This window comes from Pseudomonas sp. LB3P93 (assembly GCF_054898025.1).
This window is the reverse complement of record NZ_CM142713.1, coordinates 4,807,656-4,823,350: the sequence shown is the minus strand read 5'-3', so window position 1 is coordinate 4,823,350 and position 15,695 is coordinate 4,807,656. Positions and strand designations below refer to the sequence as shown.

The following is a 15,695-nucleotide window of genomic DNA, read 5'->3' as shown; positions in this document are numbered from 1 at the left end:
TGGAATGGAAAACCGGCGGGTGCACCGGCTTATGCAGCGTCAAGTGGCAAGGTGTCGTGGGTGTGTGAGGTTTGTACCGAGTGGTATACACAAGTCTCAGGCCAGACCCCGACCCTGTAGGAGTGTGGCTCAGGTGCGGGGCAGGCAGATGACGGCAGTCAGACCGCCGCCGGGTGTTTCTTCCAGGCTCAATTGCCCACCCAGCCGTTCCGCCGCCTCGCGAGCGATGGTCATGCCGAGGCCGACCCCCCCAGAGTTGCGATTACGCGAACCTTCCAGTCGAAAGAACGGCTCGAACACCGCTTCACGTTTGTCCGCCGCAATCCCCGGGCCGTGGTCGATGACGCGGATCACCAGTTGCTCGCGGTTGTCTTCGAGGGTGATCAGCGCCTGCCCCGCATAGCGCAGGGCATTGTCCAGCAGGTTATTGATGCATGAGCGCAAGGCCATCGGCTGTACTTGCAGCGGCGTGCAGTGGCCGCTGGCCTGGACGTCGGCGCCCTGGTCCTGGGCGTTTTCGCTCAAGGATTCCACCAACGCTTGCACATCCATCCATTGCCCGGCCTCGCTGGTGCGCTGTTCGTGCAAGTAGGTGAGGGTGGCGTCGAGCATGCTGATCATATCGTCCAGATCCTGACGCATCTGGCCCTGCAGCTTGTCGTCTTCAATCTGTTCCAGCCGCAACTTGAGGCGAGAGAGCGGCGTGCGCAGGTCGTGGGACACCGCGCCGAGCATCCGCGAGCGCTGCTGCACCTGCTCGATAATTCGTTTCTGCATCAAATTGAAGGTGTAGGCCGCTTGCCGTGCTTCCCGTGGGCCGGACTCATCCAGTGGCGCGCTGTCGAGGTTTTCGCTCAAGCGTTCGGCGGCGTCGCTTAACCGCTGGATTGGCCGGCTGAGCAGTTTGGCGCCGTACCAGGCGGCGATGATCAGCGACACAAACTGGAACGTCAGCGGCACCAAGGGACCGCCGAACCACGGCCGCGGTGGCCGGTTTTCAAATCGCGGGTCCATCGGCGGGCGCTGCCTGTCCATGCCTTCGGAAAACGCCGGCGGCGGTGGAGGCGGCGGTGGGCCGTAATGGTGAAACCAGGCAAACGCCAACAGGTGCGCGAGGATGATCGCCAGCAGCAGCACGCCAAACAGGCGGCCGAACAGCGTATCGAAGCGCGCCCGCATCAGCCGATGTCTCTGGCGTCGAACAGATAACCCTCACCGCGAACGGTCTTGATCAACTGGGGGGCCTTCGGGTCATCGCCGAGCTTCTGGCGCAGGCGCGAGACCAGCAAGTCGATGCTGCGATCAAACGCCTCAATCGAACGGCCGCGAGCAGCGTCCAGCAATTGTTCACGGCTGAGCACCCGACGCGGACGTTCGATGAACACCCAAAGCAGGCGGAATTCGGCGTTGGACAGTGGCACCACCAGGCCGTCGGCGGCGATCAATTGGCGCAGCACGCTGTTCAGGCGCCAGTTGTCGAAGCGAATATTCGCACGCTGTTCAGTGCGGTCGTCGCGCACCCGGCGCAGAATCGTCTGAATCCGTGCGACCAGTTCCCGTGGCTCGAAAGGCTTGGCCATGTAGTCATCGGCACCCAGTTCCAGGCCGATGATCCGGTCGGTGGGTTCGCAGCGCGCGGTGAGCATCAGGATTGGAATGTCCGATTCGGCGCGCAGCCAGCGGCACAGCGACAAACCGTCTTCGCCGGGCAGCATCAGGTCGAGCACCACCACGTCGAAATGCTCCGCTTGCAGCGCCAGGCGCATGGCAGCGCCGTCGGTGACGCCGCTGGCGTGAATGTTGAACCGGGCTAGGTAGTCGATCATCAGTTCGCGGATCGGGACGTCATCGTCGACGATCAGGGCGCGAATGCTCCAGCGTTTGTCGTCACCGGGCGCTTTTTGATCGTCGTTCAGAGGTGCTGGGGTGCTGTGCATGCGTGCGTTCATCTGCCAGGTAGGCTGCCAACCACAAAGATGGGCTGCGAGGTTGTGGTTCCAGCATAGGCGTCCGGCCCGGAGGCGGGAAGTGCTGTAAGGACGTGTTGCGGCTGCCGAGGGTAGCGACGAAGGGTGTTGTGGGCGTGTCGTGTGTGTATCGAACTCGACACAATCGGCGCAGGGGCTAGTCTTGCTTGAGTCTTCGGGACGATTTACCGATCATCGGGTCCCGCAGTGGCGCTGGTTCCGCTACAATGCGCGCCGATTTCGTCCTGCCTGAGAGCCCGCTCATGTCCGTCTGCCAGACTCCTATCATCGTCGCCCTGGATTTCCCCACCCGTGACGCCGCACTGAAGCTGGCCGACCAGTTGGACCCGAAGCTGTGCCGGGTCAAAGTCGGTAAGGAGCTGTTCACCAGTTGCGCCTCTGAAATCGTCGGCACCTTGCGTGACAAGGGTTTCGAAGTGTTTCTGGACCTCAAGTTCCACGACATTCCGAACACCACGGCCATGGCAGTGAAGGCTGCGGCGGAAATGGGCGTATGGATGGTCAACGTCCATTGCTCCGGTGGTCTGCGCATGATGGCTGCCTGCCGTGAAGTACTCGATCAGCGTACCGGCCCTAAACCGCTGTTGATCGGCGTGACCGTGCTGACCAGCATGGAGCGTGAAGATCTGGCGGGAATCGGCCTGGACATCGAGCCACAGGAGCAAGTGCTGCGTCTGGCGGCATTGGCGGAAAAAGCCGGGATGGACGGTCTGGTGTGCTCGGCCCTGGAAGCCCAGGCCCTGAAATCGGCGCACCCGTCGCTGCAACTGGTGACCCCGGGGATTCGTCCGGCGGGCAGCGCCCAGGACGATCAGCGCCGCATTCTGACCCCGCGTCAGGCGCTGGATGCCGGTTCTGATTATCTGGTGATTGGTCGTCCGATCAGCCAGGCGGCGGATCCGGCCAAGGCGTTGGCAGCAGTCGTGGCCGAACTGGCTTAAGCAGCGACTGCTCAAACCATTCGCGGGCAAGCCTCGCTCCTACAAGTGCACCACCGTACGTAGGAGCGAGGCTTGCCCGCGAAGCTTTTATACCTTCAACACCAACTTCCCGAAATTCTCGCCGCTGAACAGTTTCATCAGCGTCTCCGGGAACGTTTCCAGCCCTTCAACAATGTCTTCCTTGCTCTTGAGTTGCCCCTTGGCCATCCATCCGGCCATTTCCTGTCCGGCGGCGGCGAACTGCGCGGCGTAGTCCATCACCACAAAGCCTTCCATTCGTGCACGGTTGACCAGCAGCGACAGATAATTGGCCGGGCCTTTAACCGCCTCCTTGTTGTTGTACTGGCTGATCGCGCCACAAATCACCACCCGCGCTTTCATGGCCAGGCGACCCAGCACCGCGTCGAGAATATCGCCGCCCACGTTATCGAAATACACGTCGACACCTTTCGGGCATTCACGCTTCAGGCCCGCATGCACGTCTTCGTTCTTGTAGTCGATGACGCCGTCGAAACCCAATTCGTCGATCAGGAACTTGCACTTGTCCGCGCCGCCCGCGATGCCGATCACGCGGCAGCCTTTGATCTTGGCGATCTGCCCGGCAATGCTGCCCACTGCGCCGGCCGCGCCGGACAGCACCACGGTGTCACCTTCCTTCGGTGCGCCAACATCGAGCAGCGCGAAGTAGGCTGTCATCCCGGTCATGCCTAGCGCCGACAGGTAACGTGGCAGCGGTGCCAGTTTCGGATCGACCTTGTAGAAACCTCGTGGCTCGCCGAGGAAATAATCCTGCACGCCCAAGGCACCGTTGACGTAGTCCCCGACCGCAAACCCAGGATTATTCGAGGCAACGACTTTGCCTACACCCAATGCACGCATGACTTCGCCGATACCGACCGGCGGAATGTAGGACTTGCCCTCGTTCATCCAGCCACGCATGGCCGGGTCCAGGGACAGGTATTCGTTTTTGACCAGGATCTGACCCGCAGCCGGTTCGCCGACAGGCACTTCCTGATAGGTAAAGGTCTCGCGGGTTGCCTCGCCCACCGGACGTTTGGCGAGCAGGAACTGGCGATTGGTCTGGGTAGTCATGACTGGCACTCAAGATGAATGAAGCCTTGTTGATAGACCTTCATGATCGATGCTGCAAGTTTGGCTGATGCGGCGAATGCACATCGATCCAGTGCAGTGATAGTCGGTCCCGCAGTTCTATCACTGCCACTCATGGTCGCCCAACCGGGCTTCTGATAGTGCTGCCGTGCCACGCGCCCCTGTGGCTAGACTGCGAACACGCGATCCCTCGCATCTTCTCTTTGAGGACATAACAATGAGCATGACGTTTTCCGGCCAGGTCGCTGTTGTGACTGGCGCTGCCAACGGTATTGGCCGCGCGACCGCCCAGGCATTCGCCGCTGAAGGGTTGAAAGTGGTGGTGGCCGACATGGACACGGCCGGGGGCGAAGGCACCGTGGCACTGATTCGTACGGCGGGCGGCGAAGCGACCTTCGTGCGCTGCAACGTCACGCTGGAAAGCGATGTGAAAAATCTGATGGACGAGGTGGTGAATACCTACGGCCGTCTGGACTATGCCTTCAACAATGCTGGCATCGAGATCGAGAAAGGCAAACTGGCTGACGGCACGATCGATGAGTTCGACGCGATCATGGGCGTCAACGTCAAAGGCGTCTGGTTGTGCATGAAGTACCAGCTGCCATTGCTGCTGGCCCAGGGCGGCGGTGCGATCGTCAACACCGCTTCGGTAGCGGGCCTCGGTGCTGCGCCGAAGATGAGCATTTACGCGGCGTCGAAACATGCGGTGATCGGCCTGACCAAGTCGGCTGCCATCGAATACGCCAAGAAAAAGATTCGCGTCAACGCGGTGTGCCCGGCGGTGATCGACACCGACATGTTCCGTCGTGCCTATGAAGCGGACCCGAAGAAGGGCGAGTTCGCCAACGCCATGCACCCGGTCGGGCGGATCGGCAAGGTCGAGGAAATCGCCAGCGCGGTGCTGTACCTGTGCAGCGATGGCGCAGCGTTTACTACCGGCCACTCGCTGGCGGTGGACGGTGGTGTCACCGCGTTCTGAACAATCAAGGTTCGTCGTGTAGGAAAGAGCCCGCATTCGTGCGGGCTTTTTCATGGCGCCGTGGAAGGGACGGACAAGTGTGTTTCAAATGGTTAGAACCGAGGGTTTTGGCGGCGTTGTCGCACATCCGTTCAAGCGCACCTGTGATTAACTGCTCCCCGCAAATGGACAGGAGTTTGCTTGCTCATGGAATTGAGAATCGATCGACAGGCATTGGTGCCGGTCGTACAGCAAATCGTCGACGCGTTGGCCGTCTGGCTTCGTCAGAGCGAGGTGCTGCCAGGGACGCGTTTACCTTCTGCGCGGCAAATCGCGCGGGTCAATCTGCTCAGTCAGTCCAGCGTCGTTGAAGCCTGTGAGCGCCTGGTGACTCAAGGCGTGCTGGCTTCGCGTCATGGCGCCGGTTTCACTGTCGCCACGCCGGCGCTGACCGCTCAGGGGCAACAGGAATGCCTCTGGTTCGAAGGTGCGGAAGTGAAGCAGGGCGGCCTCTCGGGCGAGCTTTTATTAGGCTGTGGCGGACTGCCCGAAAGCTGGCGCGAAACGGACGACCTGAGCTACGCGATCCGACAAGTCAGCCGTACCGACATGGCCGGGTTGTTCAACTACAGCACGTCATGGGGGCTGCCAGCCTTGCGTCTGCAGATCCTCAAACGCCTCAACCAGCTCAGTATCGAGGTGGACGAAAACCGGATTCTGACTACCGCCGGTGCCAGCCATGGGCTCGACCTGATCGTGCGTACCTTGCTCAAGCCGGGTGATTGCGTGGTGGTGGAAAGCCCGGGGTATCCATTGTTGTTCGACCTGCTCAGGCTGCACGGCGTGACGATGATCGAGGTGCCGCGTACCCCGCGTGGGCCGGACACGGCGCAGCTTGAAGCGCTGTTGCTCAAGCACAGGCCCCGAGCGCTATTTATCAACAGCTTCTATCACAACCCGACGGGCAGTTGCCTGACGTCTGTGGTGGCGCAGCAGGTTATGCAACTGACCAAAACCCATGGCGTGCTGGTGATTGAAGATGACGTCTATGCGGATTTGCACAGCGGCCCCGGCACCCGCCTCGCCGCGTTGGGTATCAATGACAATGTGATTTACGTCGGCAGCTACTCGAAAACCCTCAGCAGTTCATTGCGGGTCGGGTTTGTTGTGGCCAGTGACGAGATTGTTGCTCAACTGGCCGAGGTCAAGATGGTCAGCAGCATGGGCGCCTCACGGTTCTGCGAATCGGTGCTGACGTGTCTGTTGGCCAGCGGCGCATACCGCAAACTGGTCCAGCGTCAGCGCCAGCGTTTGAACACGGACAGAGAGGCCGCCCTGCAAGTGCTCGAAGACGCCGAGTGGGAGGTTTTCGGCAAGCCGGCCGGCGGCCTGTTTATCTGGGCGCGGTCGAGGATGTCCGACTACGCTCAGGTGCGCAAACAGGCCCGGCGCTTCGGTGTGCTGCTGTCTTCGGCTACGGCATTCAGTCCTGATGGCCAGGTGAGTGACTGGCAGCGCATCAACGTGGCTTATGCCTGCGATCCTCGTGCCCGCGCATTTTTTCAGGCGACGGCTGCGAATCGACCTAAAGCGTTCTGAAAACGACGCGGGCGTAGCTTTTTGCCATTATTCAGACGCCAGAGACTTGTGCTGGCGTATGCCCGTTGCGAATCTGCGTCAACAGACTATGTCAGGGGACTAAGTGCAATGATTTCGGCCGTGCAAGGACGTTTTGCCAACCTCGGTATGGCAAAAAAAATGGGTGTCGGGTTTGTATTGGTGCTGCTGCTGACGGCCCTGGTGGCAGCCATCGGCGTTTGGTCCCTGCAAACCATCAGCCATCGCTTCGACGGGCTCAAGCAGATGTCGTCGCTCAACAGCGGTTTGCTCAAGGTGCGACTGCTTGAACAGGAATACGCCTTGCACGGCAATCCGAAAACCGCCGATGCCCTGCGCCAGGGCGTTGATGACCTGATCGTTTTGGCGACGCAGCTCAAGGCTGCGTCAGCGGCCAACGTACCGGTGATGAATGACGTTGAGCAGTCCCTGGGGGCCTATCGCAAGGCCTTCGACGAATTCGTTTCGCTGAGTCAGGCCAAGGACCTGGCCCTGGAAATGGCCAGTTGGTCGGTGTCCAGCGTGGCCAATAACCTTGATGTCCTGCAAGCAGGGCTTGCCGATGACGGCGCCTATACCTTGAAAGAGTCCGAGGGCAAGGACGGTGGGCAGTTCATCGAGCAGGCCAATCAGGTCAGCCAGGTGTCGCGGCTGATGCTGCAGGCCATGAACGAGGCGCGTGTGCGTCTGGACCAGAGCCGCAAAGGCGACGACAGCGCAGGCCAGGGCAAAATCGAGCAGGCCGAACAGGCGCAGATTCAGGCGGAGCAGTTAAAAACCACGGTCAAGGATGAGGGCTATCAGACGGTCCTCAATGAAGTGGCGGGTCACATCAACAGTTTCAGCGAGAAACTGACCGAGTACACCGGCCTGTTGGCCCAGGAAAAAACCGTCTATGAGCAATTGCACCAGCGCGCCGCGCAGGTGGTGGAGCGGGTCGATCAGGCCTATGTCGCCGAAGACCAGTCGATGCAGGCCGAACTGAAAAAGAACTCGATGCTGATCATCGGCTCCTCGGCGCTGGCGTTGCTGGTCGGGTTGATTGCGGCGTGGGTGATTACCCGGTTGATCGTGGCGCCGTTGCGCAGTGTGATTCGTGTCGCGCAGCAGATCGCTGCGGGTGATTTGAGTGCGACGGTTGAAGTGACGCGCCGTGACGAGATCGGCCAGTTGATGCAGGCCATGCAACAGATGGGCGCGGGGCTGAGCACCATCGTCAGTGGTTTGCAGGCCGGTATCGAGCAGTTGGCGAGTTCAGCGCAATCGTTGTCGGCGGTGACCGAGCAGACCAATCTGGAGGTCAGTAGCCAGAAAGAAGAAACCGAGCAGGTTGCCACGGCGATGAATCAGATGACGGCGACGGTGCACGACGTTGCGCGTAACGCGGAGGAAGCCGCGCAGGCAGCGCAAACGGCGGACGGCAAGGTTGAAAGTGGTCAGCAGGTGGTGCGTCAGAGCATGGCGCGGATCGAGCAATTGGCGGACTCGGCGACTTCGGCCAGTTCGAGTATCGAAAGCTTGAGTGCGGAAATCCAGAACATCGGCACGGTGCTCAGTGTGATCAAGAGCGTTGCCGAGCAAACCAATCTGTTGGCGCTCAATGCGGCGATCGAGGCGGCCCGGGCCGGTGAGCAGGGCAGGGGGTTTGCGGTAGTGGCGGATGAGGTTCGGGCGCTGGCCAAGCGCACTCAGCAATCGACCGAGGAGATTGAGCGTCTGGTGAGTGCCTTGCGTTCGGCGGCGCAGTCGTCGGTGCAGCAGATTCAGAACAGTGGAGAGCTGGTGAAGCTGGCGGTGAGTGACGCGTTGCAGACTGAGAGTGCGCTGGGGAGTATTGCGGCGGCGGTGTCTTTGATTCAGCAAATGAACCAGCAGATTGCGGCGGCCGCCGAGGAGCAGAGTTCGGTGGCCGAGGAGATTAATCGCAGTGTGACGAGTATTCGTGCGAGTGCGGATCAGTCTTCGTTGGCGATGCGGGGGAATGCGGCTTCGAGTATTGAGCTGGCGCAGTTGGGGGTTGAGTTGAAAGGGATGGTCGGGCACTTTCGGCTCTGATCTGGCTCCCACAGGTGTACATAGATCTACTGTGGGAGCGGGCTTGAACTGGCCTAATAATTCCGGACACCTCTTAAGGGCGATATGATTTCGCCAATTTGGAGGTTCCATGAACGAAAGAAAGGTCTATTCCCGCGAATTCAAGCATCGTGCAGCCAGCATGGTAATTGACGATAATTGCCCCGTTCCAGATGTCTGCGCGTCTTTAGGTATTGGACCTACCGCCCTGCGGCGGTGGGTCGAGCAGGTTCGCAAGGAGCGCAAAGGGCAACCCGTTCAGGGCACCAAGGCAATTACTGAGGATCAGCGCCAGATTCAGGAATTGAAAGCCAAGATCAAACGCCTGGAACTGGAAGCCGAAATCTTAAAAAAGGCTACCGCTCTCTTGATGTCGGACCCCGATCGTTTTCGATGATCGCGGAGCTAAGAGAGTCATTTCCGACCGCCACCCTGTGTCGCGTTTTCGATGTGAAGCGCAGCAGCTTTTATGAATGGATGCAGCGGCGCGCCAAGCCAAAGATCAGACGCGAAGAACTCAAAGAGAAAGTGGTCGAGTTGCACAGCGAAAGTCGGGAAGCCCTGGGCTCCAGAGCGATCAGCAAAAACCTGAAGGCACTAGATATATCTGCCGGAAGAAGCCTTGTTAGAGCATTGATGAGAGAGGCCAACATTGTCAGTAAACAACGCCAGCCGCACCTATTCAGATCCAAAGGGGTTGAAGCGTTCGTCGCACCCAATTTGCTCAAGCGCAATTTCAAACCGACCGCAGTCAATCAGGTCTGGTGTGGCGATGTTACAAGCCTGATGGTGGGTAAACGTTGGGTTCATCTGGCCATCGTGATCGACTTGTATGCACGCCGGGTCATCGGCTGGGCATTCTCTCTGGTCAACGACGCGAACCTGGTCAGCAAGGCGCTACGGATGGCGACAGAGCTTCGTAAATGCCCGTCAGGAGTAATGTTCCATTCGGATCAGGGTTGTCAGTACACCAGTCGCAAGTTTCAAGAAGAGCTGAGACGCCATGACATTTTGCAAAGCATGAGTCGTCGCGGGCAGTGCTGGGACAATGCGCCGACAGAACGCTTTTTCGGCACGCTAAAGTCAGAATGGGTCCCTCGTAACGGCTACAGCACGGTCAAGGAAGCCGAAACTGATATGACGCGTTTCTTCATGTACTACAACCGCACCAGGCTCCACAGCTACAACAACTACCTGTCGCCACTAGCTATGGAGCAAAAAGCGGCATAAGCACCGTAACCGGTGTCCGGATTTACTTGACCAGTTCAGCTTGCTCGCGAAGGCGGCCTGACAGCGGACCTATCTCTTTCCGGTGTACATATCCATTCCTGCGGTAACGGCCGCTTATGGTTTCGCCCTTACGGCGACTCCCTTTGGCAAACGCCCCAAAGGAAGCAAAGGTCTTCGCCCCAACGTCCGGCCCCTCGCCTAGGCTCGGCGTTCCTTCGCTCCGGCATTCATCTGGGGGCATCGCCTCCGGTCGGCTTCGCTTCGACCTCCTCTCGATGTGTTCGACTTCGTCGAACGGCGCTACGCGCCTACCCCCCAGATGAACGCCTCCTCTCAGCCTCCCGACGGGGCGGGCAGATCAAAATCAAAAGCTGCAGGCGAGCTAACGCTCGGCCTGATGAGTGGTGAGGAGCGAAGCGTATCCACGCCGACCAATTACTTGCAGATGTACACCGAACCCTGTGGGAGCTGGCTTGCCTGCGATGGCGGCCTGCCAGCCGACCAATCGTTTGCAGATGGCACGGACCTTGTGGGAGCTGGCCTGCCAGCGATGGCGGCCTGACAGCCGACCTATCTTCCTGCTGTATACCACCAAATCCAACCCATAAAAAAAGCCACCTCGCGGTGGCTTTCTTTGATTCTTTTGATCAGTCGTAGATCACTTTCTTCTTCCAGTCCGCATCCGCCTCGACGTCTTTGAGGCCTACGTTCAGTTGGTTTGCCTCGCTTTCAACCGCTGCGATGTTGTCCATCACCATGGCGTTGGCGCGCGCCAGGAGTTTTTCCAGGTATTCGAGTTGTTCAGCGTAGACCTGCGGTTCCTGCTGTTTGCGCAGGTATTGCACACCGCGTTCGAAGGCGAGGCGAGCCTGGCCTGGCTGGTTTTGTTGCAGGCAGTGCTGGCCGAGGTTGTTGAAAAACTCGATGTGCAGCAGGACCAGAATGTGGCGCACTTCGCGGATCCAGCGCTTGGCTTCGTTGGTCGGCAGGTAGCCGTCCTGTGCGGCACGGGTGATTTGGCCGTGCAGGGCTTCCAGCAGAAAACGTACGTCCTTGGCCTTGGCTTCGGTCTGGATCGGTGCCGGCGGGTTGTTGACCGGAATCGATTCGCCTTGAGCGGCCAGGGCTTCCAGTTCAGTAATCCGCGCCCTGAGGTTGGAGCTGGTTTTTTCCAGGTTGAGCAAACGCTGGCAGACGTTGAGCTCCAGGCGGGTCAACAGCAGCTTGAGCCCGGGTGTCATCAGCTGACCGGGGAAGGTCTCGGTGATTTCGCCGCAGCGACGCAGGCGGTCGTTGAGTTCAACCTTGGTACGGGCCCTTTCCAGCTTATTGTTTTCCACCACATGGTTCATGTAGCCAATGGCGATCAATAGTGCGATCCCGGCTACGACTAGCAGGGTGATCATGAGTGGTGTCACCGGTAAGACCTCTTTATAGGGTTCGCGATCGAGTGTAGTGGCTTGGCATTTGGGCGCATAGGACCGCTCGACGAGTTGAATCGGTTGGGGCTGTCTTTATATCGGCCGTCGTTCTACTTATATAAATGCTGGCAACTGCGAATCACATTGCCACCATCTACAACGGCGGACTATAACGTCTTGGTGGTTGCCAGAATATAGTCGCCAAAGGTCAGGAGGCGCAAAAGCCTGAATCGCGCCTGAAAGCGGGGCGAAGTCATTGATTTAAATAAATTTATATCTGGGGGTTGACGACCCCTCAATCCATCCATAGAATGCGCGCCACTTACAGCGTAAAGCACACAGCGAAACGCGGTAGGGAGTGAATGTTGTACGTGTGTCCCCTTCGTCTAGTGGCCTAGGACACCGCCCTTTCACGGCGGTAACAGGGGTTCGAGTCCCCTAGGGGACGCCATAAGCGGGAATAGCTCAGTTGGTAGAGCACGACCTTGCCAAGGTCGGGGTCGCGAGTTCGAGTCTCGTTTCCCGCTCCAATTTTAAGCAGCGTTGCTTTCGGGCGGCGCTGAGTGAAGCCAGAGCCGACATCTTCGGATGCGGATTTGGGCACTGAAATACACACCATGTGTTTCAGTTAGCGTGTCCCCTTCGTCTAGTGGCCTAGGACACCGCCCTTTCACGGCGGTAACAGGGGTTCGAGTCCCCTAGGGGACGCCATTTGCGGGAATAGCTCAGTTGGTAGAGCACGACCTTGCCAAGGTCGGGGTCGCGAGTTCGAGTCTCGTTTCCCGCTCCATATTTAACAAAAACGCCGCTCAGCAATGAGCGGCGTTTTTGTTTGTGCGTCATTCATAAAAAAGGACCTCAAGGTCCTTTTTTTGTTTGTGTAGGAATCAAGACTTCAACGTGTCGGACCCGCCACAACAGCGGGCCCGAAAAAGCGATCAGAGTTTCGGCAACTGCCCGATGCGCCCCATCATTTCCGTCACGATCTGCAGGTCCAGCAGGAACTGGTCAACCGTCTTGAACTCGTTGTCGGTGTGGCCGGTGTACTTGACCTCGGGTCTTGCCAGGCCGAATTGCACGCCGTTGGGCAGTTCATGGACCGAGGTGGCGCCGGCGGAGGTGCCGTACTTGTGTTCCATGCCAAGGTTTTCGCTGGCCACGGCGAGCAAGGCCTTGACCCATTCACCCTCAGGGTTGCGGTACATCGGTTCCGCGATTGAGTAGTCGAAGGCCACCGCAACGTGGGTCTTCTTGCTCCAGGCGCCAAGTTTTTCGGCGATTTGAGCCTTGAGCTCTTCGGGAGATCTGCCCTTCGGCACGCGCAGGTTGACCGCAAGCTTGAAGGCTTTGTCATCCATTGCGACATAGGTCAGGGAAGTGGTCAGCGGGCCCATGAAGTCATCGGAAAAACCGACTCCCAATTTGCCACCCAGGTAATCCAGCCCCCAGTTGTCCGCTACGTAGCGGGCGGCGTCGGTGATGTGGTTGTGCTTGAGCGCGACCTTGCCGTCGAGGCTGTTGATGAAGACCAGCATTCTGGACACCGGGTTGACGCCGGATTCGGGCTCGGAGGAGTGGGCGGAAACGCCAGTGACCGTCAGCTTGACGTCCTTGCCATCGACCTTGGCGTTCACTTCGAAATCGCCGCCGTTGCGCTTGGCATATTCAGTGCCGGCTTTTTGCAGGCTTGCGGCTAGTTCGGCAGGCTTGTCAGTCACCAATGTGACGACGGAAGCCGACGGAATCTGGTTTGTGGCCAGGCCGCCAGTCATCGAGATGATTTCCGCGCCTTTGCCCTCGGCCTTACGTTTCGGGAAGTTCGCCATCACGGTGCCGTAACCTTTCTCGGCAATCACTACCGGGTAGCCACCATCCAGCGCCAGGTTGTAGTTAGGTGTCGGGTTGTGTTCGAAGTAATAAGGAATGGCGTCGCCGGTGGTTTCCTCGGTGGTGTCGACCAGCAGCTTGAAATTGCGCGCCAGCGGCAGCTTCTCTTCCTTGATGATCTTCATCGCATAGAGGGCTACCACGATACCGTTCTTGTCATCTTCGGTGCCTCGGCCATACATGCGGTCGCCGATCAGGGTGACCTTGAACGGATCGAGTTTGGTGCCGTCTTTCAGGACCCAGTTTTCTGGCGTCACCGGCACTACGTCGGCATGCGCGTGAATGCCCACCACTTCATCGCTGCTGCCCTCAAGGGTGATTTCATAGACGCGATTGTCGATGTTGCGGAAATTCAGGTTGAAGGCTTGGGCCAGGCCCTTGATCTTGTCGGCGATCTTGATGAATTCGGGATTGTCGTGCTGATCAACGCCGTCCACGCGGAAGGTCGGGATGGCTACCAGCTCGCGCAGGGTCTCGGTGGCAGCGGCGCCATATTTCACCCGTGCATAGAGACCAAGCAGGCGATGGACTTCGTTCTGTTGTTCTGGCGTAAGGGTCTTGTTGCCGAGGAAGGCGCTGATGGCCGAGCCGAGATTGTCGGTTTTGCCGAGGTCGCTCTTGGCCAGACCTCCCAGGAACTGCCTGAAATCCGTGACCGATGCATCGCTGAAGGTCTTGAGGATCGCCGCGCTCTGTTGCGGGGTAATGTTGGCTTGTGCGGTCAAGGTGAACGACGAAAGGCTGGCCAGTATCAGGGTTGACGCAGCCAGGTGCTTGAGTGTGAAATTCATTGTTGAGGGCATTCCTTTGCAGGCAGTTTGTGAGAAGTTTCTGATCGATGAGACAGAAACGTTTCCAACCTAACACTGCAACAGAGTGTTACGGGAGCCCTGAAGTGGGATCTGTCGCACAGAAATGCAAAAGCGACGCAGAAACGAAAAAGGCCCGTCAGTCTGACTGAGCGGGCCTTTTGCATGGGCGCAGGTTTTACATCGACAGAATCAGGCGCCCGGCGAACAGGATCAGAATCACCCCCATGGTGCGTTCGAACCAATGCCCCATGCGCATGAACAGCAATCGCACCCGGGCGCTGGAAAAGAACAGCGCGACGATCACGAACCACAGCGCGTTCACAAAACACATCCACACCCCATACAGCGCCTGGACCTTCAACGGTGTCGTGGCGCTGATGATCGTGGTGAAAATCGCCAGGAAAAACAGCGTCGCCTTGGGGTTGGTCGCGTTGGTCAGAAAACCGGTGGTGAACGCCTTCAGCAACGTTTGCTCGACAACCGGCTCATCCGCAACTTTGTCACCTTCAAGCGAAGACTTGGGCTTGCTACGCAGCAGGCTGACACCGAGGTACAAAATGTAGGTGCCGCCCACCACCTTGGCCACGGTCAACAACCAGGGCGTCGTGTGCATCAGCGCCCCGACTCCGAGCAGGGTGTAAAGCACGTGCACTGAGATCCCCGCGCCAATGCCCAGCGCCGTGCAAATCCCGACCAGTCGGCCGAAACGCACACTTTGGCGGATGGTCACCGCGAAGTCCGGTCCGGGTGCGACCACTGCCAGAAAGTGAATGGTCGCCAGCGCCAGGAACTCGCCCAGGTAATTCGAAAACATCTCAACTCCAAAAAGTAAGGGGTGAAGCATTGCCGCGATAACCGACAAAGAACGAAAGGCTCAATCGCGGATCCGCTACGCCCGGCGTCACCGAGTGCATGCAGCGCGAATTGAACATGATGAAGTCACCCGGCTCAGGACGAATCTCCAGGGTTGGAGTACCGAGCAAGGCCGGGTCGATGCCGTAGCTGTCGCCACGCATTTCGTCGAATTGGTCCGGGGAAATGTCGTGGTCCCACATCTGCAACGCGCCGCCTTCGGTCGGCATATTCAGGTAAACGTTGCAGGCGAACTGTGCCTCCAGGCTTCTGGCCTGGTAACTGTCCGGGGCGTCCTTGGCGAAAATGTCGTGGTGGGCGAGGAAGCACACGCCCGGTTTCACCACCCGGGACAATCCGACATACATCTTGCGACCGTAGAGATTTTCCAGATGCGCACCCGCGGGCCAGGACTCATCGAGCATGCAGCGCAGGGTATCGACCGGGGACGAGTAGGGGGCGCAACGACTGCGCAACTCCGCGATGTTGCGGGTGGCGCGTTCGAAGTAGTCTTCGATCAGCAGCGGTTGGTTTTCCGCCTCATAAAACGCCATGCCGATGCGACCGATGCTCGGCGCGTTGATATAGCCTTCGAAGCCCGGGGCGAGGATCTTGTCGCCAATCTGAATCGCCAGCGGCCGGGGCAACAGGCCTTTGACGCGTATGGCGAGGACTTCTTCGTTGGCCAGTTTTTTTATGCACGTCTCATCGAGACGCTCGACGTCAAGCATCATGTCTTAGGTCCATCTATCAGATAGTCAACAGAACCCGCGAACGCGGGCTCCCCCGGGCGTCAGGCGATGACG

At 58.9% G+C, this 15,695-nt stretch carries 13 protein-coding genes, 4 tRNA genes and 1 pseudogene; 11 read left to right on the top strand and 7 right to left on the bottom strand.

Going from position 1 to position 15,695, the window contains the following annotated elements:
* Positions 1-129 precede the first annotated feature (129 nt).
* Both ACYZT8_RS21905 and ACYZT8_RS21900 read right to left on the bottom strand, forming a co-directional pair.
* Positions 130-1,179, bottom strand: coding sequence for a sensor histidine kinase (locus ACYZT8_RS21905; protein ID WP_461975864.1), 1,050 nt, complete (start codon positions 1,177-1,179; stop codon positions 130-132).
* Entirely contained in the window at positions 1,179-1,937 is a 759-nt protein-coding gene (locus ACYZT8_RS21900; protein ID WP_090186861.1) for a response regulator, read from the bottom strand. Before ACYZT8_RS21900 ends, ACYZT8_RS21905 begins: the two co-directional genes overlap by 1 nt.
* 293 nt (positions 1,938-2,230) lie before the next feature.
* Here ACYZT8_RS21900 and pyrF point away from each other — a divergent pair, with 293 nt between their 5' ends.
* The gene (pyrF, locus tag ACYZT8_RS21895; RefSeq protein WP_027924005.1) at positions 2,231-2,929 is read left to right on the top strand and encodes an orotidine-5'-phosphate decarboxylase; all 699 of its coding nucleotides are present in this window, start codon (positions 2,231-2,233) and stop codon (positions 2,927-2,929) included.
* Between the two features lie 87 nt (positions 2,930-3,016).
* On the opposite strand, the gene ACYZT8_RS21890 is transcribed toward pyrF, so the two are convergent.
* Complete coding sequence (locus ACYZT8_RS21890; RefSeq protein WP_461975861.1) at positions 3,017-4,021, bottom strand: NADP-dependent oxidoreductase; 1,005 nt, start codon at positions 4,019-4,021, stop codon at positions 3,017-3,019.
* A gap of 235 nt (positions 4,022-4,256) precedes the next feature.
* On the opposite strand from ACYZT8_RS21890, the gene ACYZT8_RS21885 reads away from it, so the two are divergent.
* From ACYZT8_RS21885 to ACYZT8_RS21860, 6 genes and pseudogenes are all read left to right on the top strand, one after another.
* Positions 4,257-5,018 carry an SDR family oxidoreductase gene (locus ACYZT8_RS21885; protein ID WP_461975859.1) on the top strand — a complete coding sequence of 254 codons (762 nt, stop codon included), beginning with the start codon at positions 4,257-4,259 and terminating at the stop codon, positions 5,016-5,018.
* Positions 5,019-5,204: 186 nt separating this feature from the next.
* Positions 5,205-6,596 (top strand): aminotransferase-like domain-containing protein, encoded by a 1,392-nt coding sequence (locus ACYZT8_RS21880; protein WP_461975857.1) that lies wholly within the window; start codon positions 5,205-5,207, stop codon positions 6,594-6,596.
* Between the two features lie 108 nt (positions 6,597-6,704).
* Positions 6,705-7,760, top strand: a pseudogene (locus tag ACYZT8_RS21875) (HAMP domain-containing protein); the annotation flags it as partial.
* Between the two features lie 27 nt (positions 7,761-7,787).
* Positions 7,788-8,669: a methyl-accepting chemotaxis protein gene (locus ACYZT8_RS21870; RefSeq protein WP_370655173.1), complete on the top strand. Its 882-nt coding sequence runs from the start codon at positions 7,788-7,790 to the stop codon at positions 8,667-8,669.
* A 109-nt stretch (positions 8,670-8,778) separates the two neighbouring features.
* Positions 8,779-9,084, top strand: a complete 306-nt coding sequence (locus tag ACYZT8_RS21865) for a transposase (protein ID WP_461973777.1) — start codon at positions 8,779-8,781, stop codon at positions 9,082-9,084.
* On the top strand, positions 9,081-9,917 hold the full coding sequence (locus ACYZT8_RS21860) for an IS3 family transposase (RefSeq protein WP_461973779.1): 837 nt from the start codon (positions 9,081-9,083) through the stop codon (positions 9,915-9,917). The genes ACYZT8_RS21865 and ACYZT8_RS21860 overlap by 4 nt, the downstream gene beginning before the upstream one ends.
* A gap of 647 nt (positions 9,918-10,564) precedes the next feature.
* On the opposite strand, the gene ACYZT8_RS21855 is transcribed toward ACYZT8_RS21860, so the two are convergent.
* Positions 10,565-11,335 carry a hypothetical protein gene (locus tag ACYZT8_RS21855; protein WP_461975855.1) on the bottom strand — a complete coding sequence of 257 codons (771 nt, stop codon included), beginning with the start codon at positions 11,333-11,335 and terminating at the stop codon, positions 10,565-10,567.
* Between the two features lie 378 nt (positions 11,336-11,713).
* Here ACYZT8_RS21855 and ACYZT8_RS21850 point away from each other — a divergent pair.
* The 4 genes from ACYZT8_RS21850 to ACYZT8_RS21835 all read left to right on the top strand — a co-directional run bounded on the left by ACYZT8_RS21850 (position 11,714) and on the right by ACYZT8_RS21835 (position 12,128).
* Positions 11,714-11,789: transfer RNA gene (locus ACYZT8_RS21850), tRNA-Glu, on the top strand.
* Positions 11,790-11,792: 3 nt separating this feature from the next.
* Positions 11,793-11,868: transfer RNA gene (locus ACYZT8_RS21845), tRNA-Gly, on the top strand.
* A gap of 105 nt (positions 11,869-11,973) precedes the next feature.
* Positions 11,974-12,049, top strand: a tRNA-Glu gene (locus ACYZT8_RS21840).
* Positions 12,050-12,052: 3 nt separating this feature from the next.
* A tRNA-Gly gene (locus tag ACYZT8_RS21835) sits at positions 12,053-12,128 on the top strand.
* 148 nt (positions 12,129-12,276) lie between these two features.
* Here ACYZT8_RS21835 and ACYZT8_RS21830 read toward each other — a convergent pair.
* The 3 genes from ACYZT8_RS21830 to ACYZT8_RS21820 all read right to left on the bottom strand — a co-directional run bounded on the left by ACYZT8_RS21830 (position 12,277) and on the right by ACYZT8_RS21820 (position 15,623).
* On the bottom strand, positions 12,277-14,016 hold the full coding sequence (locus ACYZT8_RS21830; protein WP_461975853.1) for a dipeptidase: 1,740 nt from the start codon (positions 14,014-14,016) through the stop codon (positions 12,277-12,279).
* Positions 14,017-14,212: 196 nt separating this feature from the next.
* A complete protein-coding gene (locus ACYZT8_RS21825; protein WP_461975851.1) occupies positions 14,213-14,851 on the bottom strand; it encodes a LysE family translocator in 639 nt (212 codons plus the stop codon).
* 1 nt (position 14,852) lies between these two features.
* Entirely contained in the window at positions 14,853-15,623 is a 771-nt protein-coding gene (locus ACYZT8_RS21820) for a 2OG-Fe(II) oxygenase (RefSeq protein WP_461975850.1), read from the bottom strand.
* Between the last annotated feature and the right edge of the window lie 72 nt (positions 15,624-15,695).

Bases quoted from the DNA above. Each gene is read 5' to 3' on its own strand.
- ACYZT8_RS21905 (WP_461975864.1), bottom strand. From the start codon at position 1,179: ATGCGGGCGCGCTTCGATACGCTGTTCGGCCGCCTGTTTGGCGTGCTG.
- ACYZT8_RS21900 (WP_090186861.1), bottom strand. From the start codon at position 1,937: ATGCACAGCACCCCAGCACCTCTGAACGACGATCAAAAAGCGCCCGGT.
- pyrF (WP_027924005.1), top strand. From the start codon at position 2,231: ATGTCCGTCTGCCAGACTCCTATCATCGTCGCCCTGGATTTCCCCACC.
- ACYZT8_RS21890 (WP_461975861.1), bottom strand. From the start codon at position 4,021: ATGACTACCCAGACCAATCGCCAGTTCCTGCTCGCCAAACGTCCGGTG.
- ACYZT8_RS21885 (WP_461975859.1), top strand. From the start codon at position 4,257: ATGAGCATGACGTTTTCCGGCCAGGTCGCTGTTGTGACTGGCGCTGCC.
- ACYZT8_RS21880 (WP_461975857.1), top strand. From the start codon at position 5,205: ATGGAATTGAGAATCGATCGACAGGCATTGGTGCCGGTCGTACAGCAA.
- ACYZT8_RS21870 (WP_370655173.1), top strand. From the start codon at position 7,788: ATGCAGGCCATGCAACAGATGGGCGCGGGGCTGAGCACCATCGTCAGT.
- ACYZT8_RS21865 (WP_461973777.1), top strand. From the start codon at position 8,779: ATGAACGAAAGAAAGGTCTATTCCCGCGAATTCAAGCATCGTGCAGCC.
- ACYZT8_RS21860 (WP_461973779.1), top strand. From the start codon at position 9,081: ATGATCGCGGAGCTAAGAGAGTCATTTCCGACCGCCACCCTGTGTCGC.
- ACYZT8_RS21830 (WP_461975853.1), bottom strand. From the start codon at position 14,016: ATGAATTTCACACTCAAGCACCTGGCTGCGTCAACCCTGATACTGGCC.
- ACYZT8_RS21825 (WP_461975851.1), bottom strand. From the start codon at position 14,851: ATGTTTTCGAATTACCTGGGCGAGTTCCTGGCGCTGGCGACCATTCAC.
- ACYZT8_RS21820 (WP_461975850.1), bottom strand. From the start codon at position 15,623: ATGATGCTTGACGTCGAGCGTCTCGATGAGACGTGCATAAAAAAACTG.